General features: G+C 70.7%; 14 protein-coding genes. 7 read left to right on the top strand and 7 right to left on the bottom strand.

Translation table 11 applies throughout. From position 1 onward, the window contains the following. Positions 1–35: 35 nt before the first annotated feature. A complete protein-coding gene (locus ACZ7J0_RS17590) occupies positions 36–932 on the bottom strand; it encodes an aldo/keto reductase (protein ID WP_470888262.1) in 897 nt (298 codons plus the stop codon). After that, positions 932–1,849, bottom strand: a complete 918-nt coding sequence (locus ACZ7J0_RS17585; protein WP_470888260.1) for an NAD-dependent epimerase/dehydratase family protein — start codon at positions 1,847–1,849, stop codon at positions 932–934. Before ACZ7J0_RS17585 ends, ACZ7J0_RS17590 begins: the two co-directional genes overlap by 1 nt. A 66-nt stretch (positions 1,850–1,915) precedes the next feature. On the opposite strand from ACZ7J0_RS17585, the gene ACZ7J0_RS17580 reads away from it, so the two are divergent. The 6 genes from ACZ7J0_RS17580 (at position 1,916) to ACZ7J0_RS17555 (ending at position 6,938) form a co-directional block, all read left to right on the top strand. Continuing rightward, positions 1,916–2,437: an Lrp/AsnC family transcriptional regulator gene (locus ACZ7J0_RS17580; RefSeq protein ID WP_469119346.1), complete on the top strand. Its 522-nt coding sequence runs from the start codon at positions 1,916–1,918 to the stop codon at positions 2,435–2,437. Between the two features lie 83 nt (positions 2,438–2,520). Beyond that, the gene (locus ACZ7J0_RS17575) at positions 2,521–3,465 is read left to right on the top strand and encodes an NAD(P)-dependent oxidoreductase (RefSeq protein ID WP_470888258.1); all 945 of its coding nucleotides are present in this window, start codon (positions 2,521–2,523) and stop codon (positions 3,463–3,465) included. Positions 3,466–3,498: 33 nt separating this feature from the next. Next, positions 3,499–3,738, top strand: coding sequence for a hemerythrin domain-containing protein (locus tag ACZ7J0_RS17570; RefSeq protein ID WP_470888257.1), 240 nt, complete (start codon positions 3,499–3,501; stop codon positions 3,736–3,738). Positions 3,739–3,804: 66 nt separating this feature from the next. Continuing rightward, on the top strand, positions 3,805–4,197 hold the full coding sequence (locus ACZ7J0_RS17565) for a MerR family transcriptional regulator (protein ID WP_468706889.1): 393 nt from the start codon (positions 3,805–3,807) through the stop codon (positions 4,195–4,197). A gap of 4 nt (positions 4,198–4,201) precedes the next feature. Then, positions 4,202–4,546 (top strand): thioredoxin, encoded by a 345-nt coding sequence (trxA, locus tag ACZ7J0_RS17560; protein WP_470888254.1) that lies wholly within the window; start codon positions 4,202–4,204, stop codon positions 4,544–4,546. Between the two features lie 175 nt (positions 4,547–4,721). Then, the gene (locus ACZ7J0_RS17555) at positions 4,722–6,938 is read left to right on the top strand and encodes a HelD family protein (protein WP_470888252.1); all 2,217 of its coding nucleotides are present in this window, start codon (positions 4,722–4,724) and stop codon (positions 6,936–6,938) included. A gap of 70 nt (positions 6,939–7,008) precedes the next feature. On the opposite strand, the gene glgB is transcribed toward ACZ7J0_RS17555, so the two are convergent. The 5 genes from glgB to ACZ7J0_RS17530 all read right to left on the bottom strand — a co-directional run bounded on the left by glgB (position 7,009) and on the right by ACZ7J0_RS17530 (position 16,206). Beyond that, entirely contained in the window at positions 7,009–9,441 is a 2,433-nt protein-coding gene (gene glgB, locus ACZ7J0_RS17550) for a 1,4-alpha-glucan branching enzyme (protein ID WP_470888250.1), read from the bottom strand. A gap of 61 nt (positions 9,442–9,502) precedes the next feature. Continuing rightward, positions 9,503–10,864 (bottom strand): maltokinase N-terminal cap-like domain-containing protein, encoded by a 1,362-nt coding sequence (locus ACZ7J0_RS17545; RefSeq protein WP_470888248.1) that lies wholly within the window; start codon positions 10,862–10,864, stop codon positions 9,503–9,505. A gap of 204 nt (positions 10,865–11,068) precedes the next feature. Beyond that, the gene (treS, locus tag ACZ7J0_RS17540; RefSeq protein WP_470888246.1) at positions 11,069–12,775 is read right to left on the bottom strand and encodes a maltose alpha-D-glucosyltransferase; all 1,707 of its coding nucleotides are present in this window, start codon (positions 12,773–12,775) and stop codon (positions 11,069–11,071) included. Next, entirely contained in the window at positions 12,772–14,835 is a 2,064-nt protein-coding gene (locus tag ACZ7J0_RS17535) for an alpha-1,4-glucan--maltose-1-phosphate maltosyltransferase (RefSeq protein WP_470888363.1), read from the bottom strand. The genes treS and ACZ7J0_RS17535 overlap by 4 nt, the downstream gene beginning before the upstream one ends. Before the next feature lie 429 nt (positions 14,836–15,264). Then, positions 15,265–16,206 carry an SDR family oxidoreductase gene (locus tag ACZ7J0_RS17530; RefSeq protein WP_470888245.1) on the bottom strand — a complete coding sequence of 314 codons (942 nt, stop codon included), beginning with the start codon at positions 16,204–16,206 and terminating at the stop codon, positions 15,265–15,267. 117 nt (positions 16,207–16,323) lie between these two features. Here ACZ7J0_RS17530 and ACZ7J0_RS17525 point away from each other — a divergent pair, with 117 nt between their 5' ends. After that, positions 16,324–17,277 carry an AraC family transcriptional regulator gene (locus tag ACZ7J0_RS17525; protein WP_470888243.1) on the top strand — a complete coding sequence of 318 codons (954 nt, stop codon included), beginning with the start codon at positions 16,324–16,326 and terminating at the stop codon, positions 17,275–17,277. Positions 17,278–17,283 lie beyond the last annotated feature (6 nt).

Raw genomic sequence — 17,283 nt, 5'->3', positions numbered from 1 at the left:
GCACTGGTTCGTCGGACCGCGGCAGTGGTCCGGAGTCACGAAGGCATCGGCTCGCCGGACTCCAGCTGTGCCAACTCCCGCTCCTCCAGCACCAGATCGGCGGCCGCCGCCGAATCCCGTACGGTCTCCGGCCGGCTCGCCCCCGGGATCGGGATCACCGCCGGTGACCGGGCCAGCAGCCACGCCAGCGCCACCCGCTGCGGGCTCACCCCCCGCTCCCGCGCCACCGCGTGGAACCCGGCGAACGCCGGGTCCGCTTCCTGGCCCGACGCACCGTCCAGCGAGCTGCGCGAGATTCCGCCGAGCGGACTCCACGGCAGGAACGCCAGCCCCAGCTCCTCGCAGAGCCGCAGCTGCGCCTCGCCGGCCCGGACGGCGGGCGAGTAGCGGTTCTGCACGGAGACCAGCCGGTCGCCGAGGATCTCCCTGGCCAGCCGGATCTGTGCCTCGTCCGCGTTGGATATCCCGGCGAGCCGGACCGTGCCGGCGTCCAGGAGGTCGCGGACCGCCCCCAGCGAGTCTTCGTACGGCACGTCCGGGTCCGGCTTGTGGAGCTGGTAGAGCCCGATCGCCTCGACACCCAGGCGCGTGAGGGAAGCCTCCGCGGCCCGCCGCAGATGGCGGGGGTGGCCGTTCACGCTCCAGCCGCCGTCGGCCGTCCGTCCGCGCCCGCCCTTGGTGGCGACCAGTACCTCGTCCGTACCGCCGCCGTACGCCGCGAGCGCCCTGGCCACCAGCAGCTCCCCGGCGCCCGGCTCGCCGCCCGGCGGGTGGTACGAGTCGGCCGTGTCGAGCAGTGTCACGCCCGCGTCCAGGGCCGCGTGGACGGTGGCGAGAGCCCGGGCGGTGTCCGGACGGCCCTCGATCGACAGCGGCATGGTGCCGAGCCCCACCGCGCCGACCCGTACCCCGCCGATCGTCCGTGAGCGCATCAGCGGGCCTCTCCGGGAAGGGCGACGGTCTGCGCGATCGCCTCGCGCAGCCACTCGGAGGAGTGTCGGAAGGTGAATCCGAGTTCCGTGGCGCGGGAGTTGTCCATTCCATACGAGCGGGCGAAGGAGAAGGGGGAGACGTCTCCCACCTCGACCTTCCGGAAAACGGTCCGTCCGCCGACGAGTTCCTCGATCACCGCGCAGATGTCGGCCGTCGTCAACGGGCCATGGGAATGCGCGTTCACCGGCCCGGTGAATTCCTGCTCCACCGCCCAGGCGAGAAATTCGGCGATCTCCTCGACGTACACATAGGTGGCAGGGTGGTTCACGACCGGTACCGCGATCGGCTCGGCCGCGCGGACGCGCCGCGCGTAATGTCCGACCCGCCCGGTGAAGTCGTCCTCGCCGCCGAGGACATGAGCCACCCGGACGGCCGCGTACGGGAACGCCGGATCCGCGGCGAAGACGGCCTCCGCCTGCCGCTTCCCCTCTCCGTAGTGCGCGTCGAGGAAGGCGGCGTCGTCCCACGGGAGGCCGGTGTCCACGGCGATCCCGCGTGGATCGACGGCCTCTTCCCGCACCGGCGACGCGGAGTTCTCGTACTCGTACACCTCGACCGTGGACGTCATCACATAACGCCGGGCGCGCGGGCCGAAGACCCGGCGCGCGATCTCCGCCTGAACAGGGGTGTAGCAGACCTGGTCGATGACGGCGTCGAAGGTGCGCGCACCGAGCGCGGACTCCAGAGACGCCTCGTCATCGCGGTCGGCGACCAGATGCGTCACCCCCTCCGGTGGCGCCGAAGAACCCCGGTTGATGACGGTGACGGCATGTCCGGACGTCAGCAGAAGGCCGATCAGCCGCTTTCCGAAATAGCGGCTTCCGCCGATGACGCAGATGTCCAATGCCCTGCCCATTTTCCCAACTCCCTCTCGCGGTAGGACAAGTGTTACGGTGGCGCACCGCGTTCTGAAGGGGGAAACATGGGAGTCACGGACGTCACGCCAAAAGAACCACGGCATCTGCGCGCCGCCACCGAAGAAACATCGGCGCCCGCTTTCGACCCCGTCGACCGACAGATCCTGGAGCTCGTCCAGAGCGACGGCCGCATCAAGTTGAGCGAGCTGGGCCGGCGGGTCAGGCTGAGCCCCGCGGCCGTCACCGAGCGCGTCCGCCGTCTCGAGGCGTGCGGAGCCATCACCGGCTACGGCGCGCATGTCTCGCCGGCCCGGCTCGGCTACGGCATCCAGGCCTTCATCCGCGTCGATCCGCACGGCGGTTACACCCTCAAGCACCCCCGGACCCTGGAACTGACCGGCCGGCCCGAGGTCACCGAGGCCCACCACGTGGTCGGCGAGGACTGCTGGATCCTCAAGGTCGCGGTGACCGACACCCTCCATCTCGAAGAGATCCTGGAACAGACCTCCGCCCTCGGCCGGACGACCACCTCGATCGTGCTGTCGTCCCCCGTCGAGCGGAAGCCTCTGCTGCCGGCACCGCGCTGACCTGGATGGTTACCTGCTGGTGAGTATCTGACTTTTTTGTCGGTACTTGTGACGTGACGCTGTGCCCAAGAAGCATGGCGGCCATGTCCACCGCACGATCCACCCCAGCAACCACGCCTTCCACCACGGAAGCCAAGGCCCCCGTGACCGTCCTCGGCCTCGGTGCCATGGGCAGCGCCCTCGCCGGAGCCTTCCTCGCGGCCGGCCACCCCACCACCGTCTGGAACCGTTCGCCGGGCAGGGCGGACGACCTCGTCGCCCGGGGCGCGGTCCGCGCCGCCGACGCCGAGGCGGCCGTCCGTGCGGGCGAGGTCGTCGTCGTCTGCGTCGTCGACCTCGCGGCGTCCCAGGCCATCCTCGACCCGCTGGCCGGCGCCCTCGCGGGACGTGTCCTGGTGAACCTCACCTCGGACACCCCCGAGCGGGCACGCACCGCAGCCGCCTGGGCCGCCACCCACTCCATCGCCTATCTGGACGGTGCCGTCATGGTGCCGACCCCGGCCGTCGGCACCCCGGAGGCGCTGCTCTTCTACGCGGGTTCACGCGCCTCCTTCGAGGCGTACGAGTCCACCCTCAAGGCACTCGGCGGCCGGGCCGCGTTCGTCGGCGAGGACCACGGGCTGGCCGCGCTCTACGACCTGTCCCTGCTGGACTTCTTCTACGGCTCCATCACCGGCCTCATCCACGCCTTCGCGCTGGGCGCCGCCGACAAGGTGCCGGCGAGAGCGCTCGTCCCGTACATGCAGACCATCGTGGACATCCTGCCGCCCCTCGCACAGGGCTGGGCCGAGGCCGTCGACGCGGGCGAGTACCCCGGCCACGCGGCGAACCTGGGGATGATGAGGGAGGGCGTCGCGCACGTCCTCCACGCCTCCCGGGAGCGCGGTCTGGACGTGTCCCACCTGGAGGCCGTGACGTCCGTCGCCGACCGGGCGATCGCGCGGGGGCACGCCGCCGACGACTGGGCGAGCATCGTCGAGGTTCTCGGGAACGGGTCCTCACCGTCGAACCGCGCAGGCACTGCCTGACGTTCTGTTCGGCGCTGGCGGTCCACCACGGTGGTGAGGACGCGGGTCTCTTCCCGTCTGGACCGTACCCACCCTCACAAGGCGGATGTCTTCGAGCGGCTGCGACGGGAGCACGGCACGGTCGCCCGTGTCCTGGACGAGCTCCAGGCGCTGCTGTCGCGACTGGACGAAGTGGAACCGGGCACGCTCCGGGCGGAGTTCGACCGGCTCCAGGCCGAGCTGGAGGCCCACTTCGTCCATGAGGAGGAGCAGGTGATCCCGCTGCTGAGGTGAGGGCGGGGTCTCCTCGGCGTTCGGAGCGTTGCCTTGACCCCGACGTCAAGGATTACGGTCGGGGGCATGCGAATCGGCGAGCTTGCCGAGCGGGCCGGAACGACCACGCGGACTCTGCGGTACTACGAGTCCCGTGGCCTCCTGCCCGCCCGGCGGACGGTCAACGGCTACCGCACCTACGACGAGGACGACCTGCGGCTGCTCCAGCAGATCCGGACCCTGCAGGACTTCGGGTTCGAGCTGGAGGAGACCCGGCCGTTCGTCGAGTGTCTGCGCGCCGGCCACCCGGCCGGGGACGCCTGCCCCGCCTCGCTCGCCGTGTACCGGCGCAAACTCGCCGAGCTGGACGGGCTCATCGACCAGCTCCAGGCGGTGCGCGCGCAGGTCGGCGCGGAACTTCTCAGGGCCGAGGCGGAGCTGCCGGCCGGCCCCGAACCCAAGTGCGAACTCGGAGGATGAACGGATGATCCGGATAGAGGGCGTCGACGCGGTCACGGACGCGGACTTCGACGCGGAGGTGCTGGGGGCGGACCTCCCGGTCCTGGTGGAATTCACCGCGGACTGGTGCGGGCCGTGCCGCCAGCTCGCCCCGGTCCTCAGCGCGGTCGCGCGGGAGGAGCGGGACCGGCTGAAGGTGGTGCAGCTCGACGTCGACACCAACCCGGAGATCATGGCGCGCTACGGCGTGCTGTCGATGCCGACGCTCATGGTCTTCCGCACGGGCGAGCCGGTGAAGTCCATGGTGGGCGCCCGGCCCAAGCGGCGGCTGCTCCAGGAGCTGGAGGACGTGCTCGTCGACCGCGTCTGACAATGCGTGGCGCGGCCCCACGGGGCCGCGCCCAGGGCGCGTACGCATAAAAAATCCCCGGATCCGAATTGACGGCCGGGGTATTTCTCTGCGTATATTGGTTGTTTCCATCCATGCGCACATGAAAGCGCAAGGCCGAATCAACTAATGGCACTGTATCGCGTCAGGAGCTGAATTGTCAAGCGAGGAATTGCGGCGGGAACAGCAATTCGTCTCCCTCGTCCACGCGCGTCTCGACGCGCTCAGGGACGAGGCCGAATCCGCCGTCCAGACGTCGATCCAGCAGGTCGGGAACGGTCTTCAGGCCCGCGTGGAGCGGGATGTCGCCGTCATCGAGCAGTCCGCCACGCTCGCCGCGCTCAACACCAATGATTCCGGACTGTGTTTCGGTCGCATCGACCACCGCGACGGAGTCACCCATCACATCGGCCGAATTGGAATCCGGCGGGACGACGCCGAGCGGACACCCCTGCTCATCGACTGGCGCGCGCCCGTCGCGCGGCCTTTCTACCTCGCCACCGGATTCGAGCCGATGGGGCTGCGCAGAAGGCGCCACATCACCACCCAGGGCCGCACCGTCACCGCGCTGCACGACGAGATCATGGACCTCGACGACACGACCCGCACCGGTTACGAGTCCCGGGACGCGGACGAGGTCCTGCTCGCCGCGCTGAGCACCGCCCGGACCGGCCGGATGGGAGACATCGTGCGCACCATCCAGGCCGAGCAGGACCGCGTCATCCGGGCCCCGCACCAGGGCGTCCTGGTCGTCGAGGGCGGACCGGGAACGGGGAAGACCGCCGTCGCCCTCCACCGCGCCGCCTACCTGCTGTACGCGCAGCGCGAGCTGCTGGCCCGCCGCGCCGTCCTCGTCGTCGGGCCCAATCCCGCCTTCCTCGGCTACATCGGCGAGGTGCTGCCCTCGCTCGGCGAGACCGGAGTGCTCCTCTCCACGGTCGGCGAACTGTTCCCCGGCGTGCACGCCACCGCCACCGACAGCCCCCGCGCCGCCGCCGTCAAGGGCCGCGCGGAGATGGCGTCGACCCTCGCCGACGCCGTACGGGACCGGCAGCAGGTGCCCGAGCGGGGTGCCCCGCTGGTGATCCCGCACGACGACGGCGATCTGGTCCTGGACTGGGACATGGCCCTGGAGGCCCGGCACAAGGCGCGCGAGACGGAACTGCCGCACAACCTCGCCCGCCCGTACTTCGCCTTCCGGATCATCGACGCACTGGCCGAGCAGCTGTCCGACCGGATCGGCGCCGACCCCTACGGCGGCCCCAACTTCCTCGGCCCCGACGACATCGCCCAGCTCGCCAAGGGCGTGGCCGCCAGCGCCGAGGTGCACGCGGCGATCGATTCCCTGTGGCCGGCGCTGACCCCCCAGGACTTCGTCGCCGACTTCCTCGAGGAACCCTCCCACCTGCCGGACCAGGACGCCGCGGCGATCCGCCGCACCGGCGGCCCGTGGACCGTCTCCGACGTGCCCCTGCTGGACGAGGCCGCCGAGCTCCTCGGCGAGGACGACTCCGCCGCCCGCGCCGCCCAGGAGGCCGAACGCCAGCAGCGGATCGCCTACGCCCAGGGCGTCCTGGACGTCTCCTACGCCTCCCGCACCTATGAGTTCGAGGACAAGGAGGAGCTCGACAAGGACGCCTCGGAGGTCCTCGCCGCGCACGACGTCATCGACGCCGAACGGTTCGCCGACCGGCACGAGGAGAGCGACCACCGCACCGCCGCCGAGCGCGCCGCCGCCGACCGGACCTGGGCGTTCGGGCACATCATCGTCGACGAGGCGCAGGAGCTGTCGCCCATGGCGTGGCGGCTGCTGATGCGCCGCATCCCCACCCGCTCGATGACCCTTGTCGGCGACCCGGCCCAGACCGGGGACGAGGCGGGGTGCGGCTCGTGGGAGCAGATCCTCCACCCGTACGTCGAGGACCGCTGGGAACTCACGCGGCTCGGCGTCAACTACCGCACCCCCGCGGAGATCATGGAGTACGCCGCCGAGCGGCGCCGCGCCCACGATCCGGGATTCGAGCCGCCGCGTTCCATCCGCTCGACGGGCGCGCGGCCGTGGGAGCGGACCCTCCCGCTGAGCGAGGTACCGGCACTCGCCCTCGAGGAGGCACCGACGGAGGGCCGGCTCGCCGTGATCGCCCCGCGCGACCTGCACGCCCCTCTCGCGGACCTGGCGCCCGACGGGCCGCTGGACCTCTCCCGGCCCGTCGTCCTGCTCGACCCGCGCGAGGCCAAGGGCCTGGAGTTCGACACCGTGCTCGTCGTCGAGCCGGACCGGATGCCCGTCAACGACCTCTACGTGGCACTGACCCGGGCGACCCAGCGCCTCGGGATCGTCCACATCGCCCCGGCCGGGGACGCCGCCCGCTAGCGCGGCAGTGACGACGCAGAGCGGCCCCGTGCGCCGGCCGGCGCACGGGGCCGCTCACGTCAGGAAGCCGTCACGCCGGCCGCAGCCACACCGTCGCCAGCGGGGGCAGCGTCAGCTCGATGCTCGACGACCGCCCGTGCGAGGCCACCGACTCCGCCTTCAGCGGGTCCGGGCACACCACGTCGCCGCCGCCGTAGCGGGCCGCGTCCGTGTTGAGGACCTCCGACCAGGCCTCCACCCCGTCCGGCACGCCCAGACGGTAGTGGTGGCGCACCACCGGCGAGAAGTTGCTCACCGCCAGCAGGGGAGCCCCCTCCGTGTCGAAGCGGAGGAAGGCGAACACATTGTCCTCCACGGCGTCCCCGGCCACCCAGGCGAACCCCTCGGGGACGGTGTCCCCCTGCCAGAGCGCGGGAGTCCGCGTGTACACGGTGTTCAGGTCGCGCACCAGGTCCCGCACACCCCGGTGGTCCGCCTCCGCCGCGTACGACGGGTCGAGCAGCCACCAGTCCGGGCCGTGGCCCTCCGACCATTCCGCACCCTGGGCGAACTCCTGGCCCATGAAGAGGAGTTGCTTGCCCGGATGTGCCCACATGAAGCCCAGGTACGCGCGGTGGTTGGCGCGCTGCTGCCACCAGTCACCGGGCATCTTGGACACCAGTGACCGCTTGCCGTGCACCACCTCGTCGTGCGAGATCGGCAGAACGTAGTTCTCGCTGTACGCGTACACCATCGAGAAGGTCATCTCGTGGTGGTGGTACTTGCGGTGCACCGGCTCCTTGGAGACATAGCCGAGCGAGTCGTGCATCCAGCCCATGTTCCACTTCATGCCGAAGCCGAGGCCGCCGAAGCCACCGGAACCGACCTGGTCGGTGGGGCGGGTCACGCCGTCCCAGGCCGTGGACTCCTCGGCGATCGTGACGACCCCGGGGCAGCGCCGGTAGACCGTGGCGTTCATCTCCTGGAGGAAGGCGACCGCGTCCAGGTTCTCCCGGCCGCCGTGCTCGTTCGGCGACCACTCGCCCTCCTCGCGCGAGTAGTCGAGGTAGAGCATCGAGGCGACCGCGTCCACCCGCAGCCCGTCGATGTGGAACTCCTCGCACCAGTACACCGCATTGGCGACAAGGAAGTTCCGGACCTCCTTGCGGCCGTAGTCGAATTCGAGGGTGCCCCAGTCCGGGTGCGCGGCCCGCTGCGGATCCGTGTGCTCGTACAGCGGGCGTCCGTCGAACTCCGCGAGCGCCCAGTCGTCACGCGGGAAGTGCGCCGGCACCCAGTCCATCAGGACCCCGATACCGGCCCTGTGCAGCGCGTCGATGAGGTACTTGAAGTCGTCCGGTGAGCCCATCCGGGACGTCGGCGCGTAGAAGCCGGTGACCTGGTAGCCCCACGAACCGCCGAACGGGTGCTCGGTGATCGGCATCAGCTCGACATGGGTGAACCCCAGGTCGCGCACGTACGAGGGAAGCTGCTGCGCCAGCTGGCGGTAGGTCTGGCCCGGCCGCCACGACGGCAGGTGCACCTCGTAGACCGAGATGGGCGACTCGTGGTGGGGATGCGCTCCGCGGCGCGCCATCCACTGGCCGTCCTCCCACTCGTGGTGCGAGTCGGTGACGATCGACGCCGTGGCCGGCGGCACCTCGGCGCGCCGGGCCATCGGGTCCGCGCGCAGCGTGTGCGAGCCGTCCGGCCGGGTGATGTCGTACTTGTAGAGCGCGCCGTCGCCCACGCCCGGCACGAACAGCTCCCACACCCCGGTCGCGCCCAGCGACCGCATCGGAAGCGAGGTGCCGTCCCAGTAGTTGAAGTCGCCGCTCACCCGCACCCCGCGCGCGTTGGGCGCCCAGACGGTGAACCGGGTCCCGCTCACGCCCTCGTGGACCATCGGCCGTGCGCCGAGCGCCGTCCACAGCTCCTCGTGCCGACCCTCGCCGATCAGATGCAGGTCGAGCTCTCCGAGCGCGGGCAGGAAGCGGTGCGGGTCGCCGACCTCGATCTCGTCCTTGTCGTAACGCACCAGCAGCGTGTACTGGGGGACCTTGCGCAGCGGGAGCAGCGCGGCGAAGAACCCGTCGCCCTCGTCGAACAGCTCGGCCCGCAGCCCCTTGCCCACCACCGTGACCGCCTTGGCGTACGGCCGCAGCGTCCGGAACACCACCCCGCCGCGCACCGAGTGCGCGCCCAGCACGGCGTGCGGGTCGTAGTGCTCACCGGCGAGCAGTCGTGCCCGGTCCCCGAACTCGATGGGTGGCGCGAGCCGGGCGCCCCGCCCGCCTCCCTTGCGGGGAGCGGGGGCCTTCGCCGACGCCTTGGTGGAAGCCCTCGCCGGGGCCTTGGCCGATGTCTTGGCCGGCGCCTTGGCGGCTCGCTTCGTCTTGGCCGGTTCCGGTGCCGGAGCCGGTGCCGGTTCCGGCGACGTCGCGGGAGGCGGCAGGACGGGCGCGGAGGGCTGCTCGTCCGACACCTGGCGGGCAGGTTCGCGGGACGGGTGGCGGGCGGTCACGGGGGATGGCCTCCTTGGAGAGTGAACGGGGAGAGGGGGACGCGCGGAGCGCGCGGCGGTCTCAGGAGCGGCCGGCGAGGCGGTGGATCGCCGCCATCGGCACCGGCAGCCAGTCGGGGCGGTGCCGTGCCTCGTACACGACCTCGTACACCGCCTTGTCGGTCTCGTAGGCGCGCAGCAGCGCAGGTTCGTCCCGCGGGTCGGTGCCGGACGCCTCGGCGTATCCGGCGCAGTACGCCTCCCGGCAGCGCGCCGCCCACTCGGGGTTCCACGGGTGGTGCGTGCGGGCCGCGTAGTCGAAGGAGCGGAGCATTCCGGCGACGTCGCGGACTGGCGGGTGGGGGCGGCGCCGCTCGGCCACGGGCTTGGCCGGTTCGCCCTCGAAGTCGATGACGGACCAGCTGCCGTCGGTGGCGCACAGGGTCTGGCCCAGGTGCAGATCGCCGTGCACCCGCTGGACGAACCCGGGCCCGGACTTGGCGGTGACCTCTGCGAACACCGCGCGCAGCCCGGGGACGTACGGCGTGAGCGCGGGCACCGCCTGCGCGGCCGCGTCCAGACGCTCGCACATGGCGGCCACCAGCTGCTCGGTGCCGGCCTCGGTGAGGGTTTCGGTGGGCAGCGCCTCGGCCAGCGCGGTGTGCACCTCGGCGGTGGCCCGCCCCAGCGCGTGGGCCTCCGCGGTGAACTCCCGCCCGGCGGTGAGGGCGTCGAGAGCGAGCCGCCAGCCGTCCCGGGAATCCCGCAGATACGGCTGGAGCACACCCAGGGTGCTCGGCTCGGGTCCCTCTGCCGCCTCGTACCAGGCGACGGGCGCCGGCACCCGGCCGCAGCCCGCGCGGGCCAGCGCGAGCGGGAGTTCGAGGTCGGGGTTGGCGCCCGGCCCGACCCGGCGGAAGATCTTGAGGATGTACGCATCGCCGTACACCAGCGAGGAGTTGGACTGCTCGGCGTCCAGCACCCGGGGCGCGAGTCCCTCGGGGAGCTCGGTGATGCGGGCGAACCGCAGCGGTCCGAGGGCGCCCGGTGTGCGCAGCCGCTCCAGGAGCAGCGCGGCGAGGCGCGGGTCGCGCAGCCCTTCGTAGATCGTGCGGCCGGCCAGCGGGCCCTCGTGGACCCGGCCGATCAACGCGGGCGCCAGCCTGGGCGGCAGCGCGGTGCGTACGCCCAGGAGGAGTTGGTAGCAGTCGGCCCCGGCCCGTGAGGGCGGGCCGGGCTGCTGGACCCGTACCAGCAGATGCAGCAGCCCCGGCCCCGCGCCGTCCACCGGCAGCAGCTCGGTGGCCGAGACGAGGGAGAACCCGTTCACCGGCCGCCCCTTGCCCGCGAACCAGCGCTGCCGGGGCAGCCATTCATGCAGCAGCGGCGCGAGTGACGGGAGGAGGGCGGCCGGGGCCCGGGTGGTGGAAGCGGTCTCCGGCATGGCGTCGCGTCCTTTCCCCGGGCGCAGCTCGGAATGCGCAGAGTGTCCCGGATTGCGGCTTGACTGTCCGGCTGTGCGGGACGTGTCGGGCGGGGAAGGTCCGTATGGGCCCGACAAGACGGTCCGGATGGACCAGATGCGGTGTGCTGGTGACCCTGCCCAGGGAGGAGCGGTGGAAACCGCCCCACCCCCGGGCATTCATGGTCAACTCGGCTTTGTCTCCCGGCGGAGACGGAACCAGTAGAAGCCGTGACCGGCAAGGGTCAACAGATAGGGCCACTCACCGATGGCCGGAAACCGTACCCCGCCGAGCAGTTCCACCGGGTGCAGTCCGTTGAAGGCCCGCAGATCCAGTTCGGTCGGCTGCGCGAAACGCGAGAAGTTGTTCACGCACAGCACCAGGTCGTCGCCGTACTCCCGGAGGAACGCGAGCACGGCCGGATTCGACGACGGGAGTTCCGTGTACGTGCCCAGACCGAAGGCCTTGTTCTGCTTGCGGATCTGGATCATCTGCCGTGACCAGTGCAGCAGCGACGACGGGGAGGCCATCGACGCCTCGACATTGGTGACCTGGTAGCCGTAGACCGGGTCCATGATGGTCGGCAGGTACAACCGGCCCGGGTCGCACGAGGAGAAGCCCGCGTTCCGGTCGGGCGTCCACTGCATCGGTGTCCGTACCGCGTCCCGGTCACCGAGCCAGATGTTGTCGCCCATGCCGATCTCGTCGCCGTAGTAGAGCACCGGCGAGCCGGGGAGCGACAGCAGGAGGGCGGTGAACAGCTCCATCTGGTTGCGGTCGTTGTCGAGCAGCGAGGCGAGCCGCCGCCGGATGCCGATGTTGGCCCGCATCCTCGGGTCCTTGGCGTACTCCGCGTACATGTAGTCGCGCTCTTCGTCCGTGACCATCTCGAGCGTCAGCTCGTCGTGGTTGCGCAGGAAGATGCCCCACTGACAGTTGGCCGGAATCTCCGGGGTCTTCGCCAGGATCTCCGAGACCGGGTAGCGGGATTCGCGCCGGACGGCCATGAAGATCCGCGGCATCACCGGGAAGTGGAACGCCATGTGGCACTCGTCGCCGCCGGAGGCGAAGTCGCCGAAGTAGTCGACCACGTCCTCCGGCCACTGGTTCGCCTCGGCCAGCAGCACGGTGTCCGGGTAGTGGGCGTCGATCTCCTTGCGGACCCGCTTGAGGAAGGCGTGCGCCGCGGGGAGGTTCTCGCAGTTCGTCCCCTCCTCCTGGTAGAGGTACGGCACCGCGTCCAGCCGGAAGCCGTCGATGCCCAGGTCCAGCCAGAAGCGCAGCGCGGAGAGGATCTCCTCCTGGACCGCCGGGTTCTCGTAGTTCAGGTCGGGCTGGTGCGAGAAGAACCGGTGCCAGAAGTACTGCTTGCGGATCGGGTCGAAGGTCCAGTTGGACGTCTCCGTGTCGACGAAGATGATCCGGGCGTCCGCGTACTGCTTGTCGTCGTCGGCCCAGACGTAGTAGTCGCCGTAGGGCCCGTCCGGGTGGGCCCGGGACTCCTGGAACCACGGGTGCTGGTCGCTGGTGTGGTTCATCACGAAGTCGATGATCACCCGCATGCCACGCTGGTGCGCCGCGTCCACGAACTCCACGAAGTCGGCGAGATCGCCGAACTCGGGCAGCACGGCAGTGTAGTCGGAGACGTCGTAACCACCGTCTCGCAAGGGGGACTTGAAGAACGGCGGCAGCCAGAGGCAGTCCACGCCCAGCCACTGGAGATAGTCCAGCTTGGCGGTGATGCCCTTGAGGTCGCCCACCCCGTCGCCATTACTGTCCTGGAAGGACCGGACCAGGACCTCGTAGAAGACGGCTCGTTTGAACCAGTCCGGGTCGCGGTCCTTGGCTGGGGTGTCCTCGAAGGTGTCGGGGACGGGTTCGTTGACGATCATGATGTGGGTGACCCTCCGATCGGCGGGGACGGTCGCAGGGCGCTGTACTCGTCCGGTGCCGCGACGTCCGCGGCTTCCGCCGCGCGGCTTCCGGACCCCCGGATGACGAGGATGTGCGCGGGCGTGACGCCCGGCTCCAGGCGCACATAGTTGGCCCTGCCCCAGTGATAGGTCTCGCCGGTGAGCTCGTCGCGCACCGGAACGGTCTCGTGCCCCTGAAGTCCTTCCAGGCCGAGTTCCGGCATGTCCAACGAGACCGTGGCCTCCTGGGTGTGGTGCGGGTCGAGGTTGACGACCACCAGAACGGTGTTCGAACCCGACCGCTTGCTGTAGGCGATCACCGCGTCGTTGTCCGCGTGGTGGAAACGGAGGGTCCGCAGGGTCCGCAGGGCGGGGTGGCGGCGCCTGATCCGGTTGAGCGCGGTGATCAGCGGGGTGATCGTGCGGCCCTCGCGCTCGGCGGACTCCCAGTCGCGCGGGCGCAGTTCGTACTTCTCCGAGTTCAGGTACTCCTCGCTGCCCTCGCGCAGGGGGGTGTTCTCGCAGAGCTCGAAGCCCGCGTAGACGCCCCAGGTCGGGGAGAGGGTCGCGGCGAGCACCGACCGCACCTCGAAGGCGGGCCGGCCCCCGTGCTGGAGGTAGGCGTGCAGGATGTCGGGCGTGTTCACGAAGAAGTTGGGCCGCATGTAGGCGGCGGCGTCCCCGGACAGTTCCGTGAGGTACTCGGTCAGCTCGTGCTTGGTGGTGCGCCAGGTGAAGTAGGTGTACGACTGCTGGAATCCGACCGCGCCAAGGGTGTGCATCATCGCCGGCCGGGTGAATGCCTCGGCCAGGAAAATCACGTCGGGGTCGGTCCGGTTGATCTCCCCGAGCACCTTCTCCCAGAAGACGACCGGTTTCGTGTGGGGATTGTCCACACGGAAGATGCGTACCCCGTGGTCCATCCAGTACCGCAGAATGCGTACGGTCTCCTGAACGATTCCGGCCAGATCCTTGTCGAAGGCGATCGGATAGATGTCCTGGTACTTCTTCGGCGGATTCTCGGCGTAGGCGATGCTGCCGTCGGCGCGGTGGTGGAACCACTCCGGGTGCTTCTCCACCCACGGGTGATCGGGTGAGCACTGGAGCGCGAAGTCCAGAGCGATCTCCAGCCGCAGTTCGCGGGCCCGGGCCACGAAGGCGTCGAAGTCCTCAATGGTGCCCAGGGCCGGGTGGATCGCGTCGTGGCCGCCCTCGGGAGAGCCGATGGCCCATGGCACGCCGACATCGTGCCGACCGGGCTTCAGTGAATTATTGGGGCCCTTGCGATGGGTGGTGCCAATGGGGTGAATGGGTGGGAGATAGACGACGTCGAAGCCCATCGCGGCAATGGCCGGCAACCGCTCGGCGGCCGTACGGAAAGTCCCGGAGACCGGGCCGCCCCGTTTGCGCAGCCGGGCGCCCTCGGAGCGGGGGAAGAGCTCGTACCAGGAGCCGAAGAGCGCCCGCTCCCGCTCCACGAGCAGCGGCAGGGAAGGGCTGGAGCTGACCAGTTCGCGCAGCGGATGACGCGTCAGGGCCTCGGTGACCTGCGGTGCGAGGGCCGCCGCGAGCCTCGCGGCGGCGGGCCGCCGCTCGTCGCGCAGCGCGTCCACGGCGGCAAGGACGGCCTCCCGGCCGTCCTTCTTCGGGACCCCGGCGGCGGCGCGCTCATGGAGTTCGGCGCCCTCGGCGAGGACCAGCTCGGAGTCGATCCCGGCCGGGATCTTGATCCCGGCGTGGTGGCGCCAGGTGGCCAGCGGATCGCTCCAGGCCTCGACCGTGTACGTCCAGTGGCCGGGGGAGTCCGGGGTGACGTCGGCACCCCAGCGGTCGGTGCCGGGGGCCAGTTCCCGCATGGGAGTCCAGGGCCCGGGGCGGCCCGAGGGATCGCACAGGACGACATTGGCGGCGACCGCGTCATGGCCCTCACGGAAAACGGTGGCGGTGACCTGGAACGTTTCTCCGGCCACCGCCTTGGCGGGCCTTCGCCCGCAGTCCACCAGGGGGCGGACGTCGAGCACGGGAATGCGACCAATCAGCGACTTCACGGCATCACCTGGGGTTGCTCAAAGGGGTGCGGGTGCGCTCTTTGTAGCTGCTCCGTCGACGGATGGCGGGCTGCGGGCATGGCCGCTCCTGTCCGCGTTCACTCGGATAGCGGGTCTACGGCGTGCACTCGGGTGTGCGTACCGGGTGAGCCTTCCCACAGTTTTCGGGTGGGCAATCCGGTGCTGTGTTAACTACTAGGGCGTAGGGGAGCGCACAAGACGATCGGGCCCGCGAGGCGGGTTTTCCGGCTGGGGGTCCGGTGGTCGCCCCCCGGCGATCGCAGTACTACTAGGGCGTGGGGAAGCGCACAAGACGATCGGACCGCGGCGGCGGGTTTTCGGTGGGGCGTCCGGAAATCGCTCCGAACAAAAGTCCGGCCCCGCCTGAGTGTGGCGGGGCCGGACGAGGGTGGACCGAATTCAGCCTTGCGGCTGCGCGTCCCTCTCCTCCGTATCGCTGCCCCACACCTGCCACGGCTGTCGCGTCACCCATTCCTCCACCGGCGCGGGCCGCACCGACAGGACGTCCGCCGCGACGCCGTCGTCGCCCGCCATCAGCAGCGGGTCCGCGCCGGTCGCCATGTAGTGGTAGATCCCCGCGACGCCGGCCGCGGCTTCCGCGCCGAGCAGTTGGGCCAGCCCCTTCTCGAACGCCGCGGGCTCCAGCGGGAGATACCGCACTTCCCGGCCCAGCCCCCGGGAGAACGCCTCCGCGAGGTCCGTCCCGGTCAGGGAGTGCGCGCCGCCGATGTCGAACGTACGGCCGTCGAGACCCTCACCCGTCAGCGCCGCGTACACCGCCTCCGCCAGGTCGCGGTGGGAGAGCCAGGCCGTCGGGGCGCTCGCCGGCAGTGGATAGGCGAGGACGCCCTCATTGACCAGGGCGGGACCGTTCCACGGGCTGAAGAGGTTGTCCAGATAGACCGGCGGCCGCACCACCACGAGCGGAACGCCGCTCTCCCGGAGGACCTCCTCGGCGATCCGCCGGGTCTCGAACGCGGTGATCCGGGTCCGCTCCTGCGGGATCCGGGTGTTGGTGTTGTACACGAGCCGCAGGATCCCCGCGTCCGCCGCCGCCCGCGCGATGTTCCGGGCGTACCGGCGCACCCGCTCGGTGTCGTACACCAGCGGCATCGTCACCATGGCGTGCGTCGCGCCCTCGAAGAGCCGCCGGACGTCCGCCGCGTCGGTCAGGTCACCCGCGACGAAGGAGACGCCCGGCAGCGGCGGCCGGTCGCCGTCGGGCCGCCGGGTCAGCGTACGGATCCGGTGGTGCCGCTCGGCCAGCAGACGGGCCACGGCCCCGCCCTGGAAGCCGGTCGCTCCCACGACCGCCACGCGCATCGGAATGTGATCGGACATGTGTCTGAAGTGCCCTTCGATAGGGTGTGGCTGCTGCCGTCAACGGCTTTCTCAGGTTGATGGCGGCGGCTTTGGCCGATCAATTAACAAACCGGGGCGGAAGTTGAAGGATCGTCCATGGACACCGTGGGTACCGAAAGCGACGACCTCCTCAGTGAGCTGCTGAAGCCGCTCCGGCTCACCGGAGTCTTCGACAGCCGTTGGCACGTCAGCGCCCCCTGGGCCATCGAGGGTGACGCCGAACAGAGCTGCGCCGTCCTCCACTACATCGTCGAGGGCGGCTGCTGGATCACAGGAGAGGAGCAGACCCCGCTCGAACTGCGGGCCGGCGACCTGATCGTCTTTCCCACCGGCACCGCGCACCGGCTCTCCGACCGCCCCGACCGCCAGGGCGTACCACTGAAGGCCGTACTGCCGGAGCGTCAGCCCGGCACCTCCGGCGAAATCCGGATCGAGGGCACCGGCCCGCGGAGCCGGCTGCTCTGCGCCGGCCTGCACTACGACGCCAGCGCCGCCACAGGTCTCTACCAGGCGTTGCCCTGGGCGCTCGTCCTGGACGGCTCCCAGGTCGACCGTGAGCCGCTGCTGCGCGACACACTGCGCCTGCTGGCGTCACCGGACCGGCCGATCGGGCCCGGGGACCGGCTCATCACGCTGCGCGCCTTCGAGATGGCGCTCGTCCTCGCCCTGCGGCCGCTGCTGCGCGAGCTCACCGACAACCCGGCCTCGCTGCCCGTCCTGCGGCACCCGGGGATCAGCCGGGCGCTGGTGACGATCGCGACCCGGTTCGCCGAGCCGTGGACCATCGACTCGCTCGCCAAGGAGGTCGGGATGTCCCGCTCGGCGTTCACCGCCGCCTTCCGGGAGCTCGTCGGCGAGGCTCCGGCCCGTCATCTGACCGGCCGCCGGATGCAGGAGGCGGCGCGGCTGCTGGGGGAGACCTCGCTGCCCCAGTCGGCCGTGCCGCAGCGCGTCGGCTACCAGAGCTCGGTGGGCTTCCATCTCGCGTTCCGCAAATGGTTCGGCAAGACGCCGGGTGAGTACCGCACGAGCGTCGCCAGCGCAGCCTGATCCGAC

This window comes from Streptomyces sp. NPDC038280, from assembly GCF_055600045.1.
Note: the sequence above shows the minus strand (reverse complement) of the source record. Positions and strands in the feature narration are given on the sequence as shown.

Excerpts from the sequence above, each read along its gene's own strand:
- treS (WP_470888246.1), bottom strand. The coding sequence starts at position 12,775 with ATGATCGTCAACGAACCCGTCCCCGACACCTTCGAGGACACCCCAGCC.
- ACZ7J0_RS17545 (WP_470888248.1), bottom strand. The coding sequence starts at position 10,864 with ATGCCGGAGACCGCTTCCACCACCCGGGCCCCGGCCGCCCTCCTCCCG.
- ACZ7J0_RS17590 (WP_470888262.1), bottom strand. The coding sequence starts at position 932 with ATGCGCTCACGGACGATCGGCGGGGTACGGGTCGGCGCGGTGGGGCTC.
- trxA (WP_470888254.1), top strand. The coding sequence starts at position 4,202 with ATGATCCGGATAGAGGGCGTCGACGCGGTCACGGACGCGGACTTCGAC.
- ACZ7J0_RS17525 (WP_470888243.1), top strand. The coding sequence starts at position 16,324 with ATGGACACCGTGGGTACCGAAAGCGACGACCTCCTCAGTGAGCTGCTG.
- ACZ7J0_RS17580 (WP_469119346.1), top strand. The coding sequence starts at position 1,916 with ATGGGAGTCACGGACGTCACGCCAAAAGAACCACGGCATCTGCGCGCC.
- ACZ7J0_RS17575 (WP_470888258.1), top strand. The coding sequence starts at position 2,521 with ATGTCCACCGCACGATCCACCCCAGCAACCACGCCTTCCACCACGGAA.
- ACZ7J0_RS17565 (WP_468706889.1), top strand. The coding sequence starts at position 3,805 with ATGCGAATCGGCGAGCTTGCCGAGCGGGCCGGAACGACCACGCGGACT.
- ACZ7J0_RS17585 (WP_470888260.1), bottom strand. The coding sequence starts at position 1,849 with ATGGGCAGGGCATTGGACATCTGCGTCATCGGCGGAAGCCGCTATTTC.
- ACZ7J0_RS17530 (WP_470888245.1), bottom strand. The coding sequence starts at position 16,206 with ATGTCCGATCACATTCCGATGCGCGTGGCGGTCGTGGGAGCGACCGGC.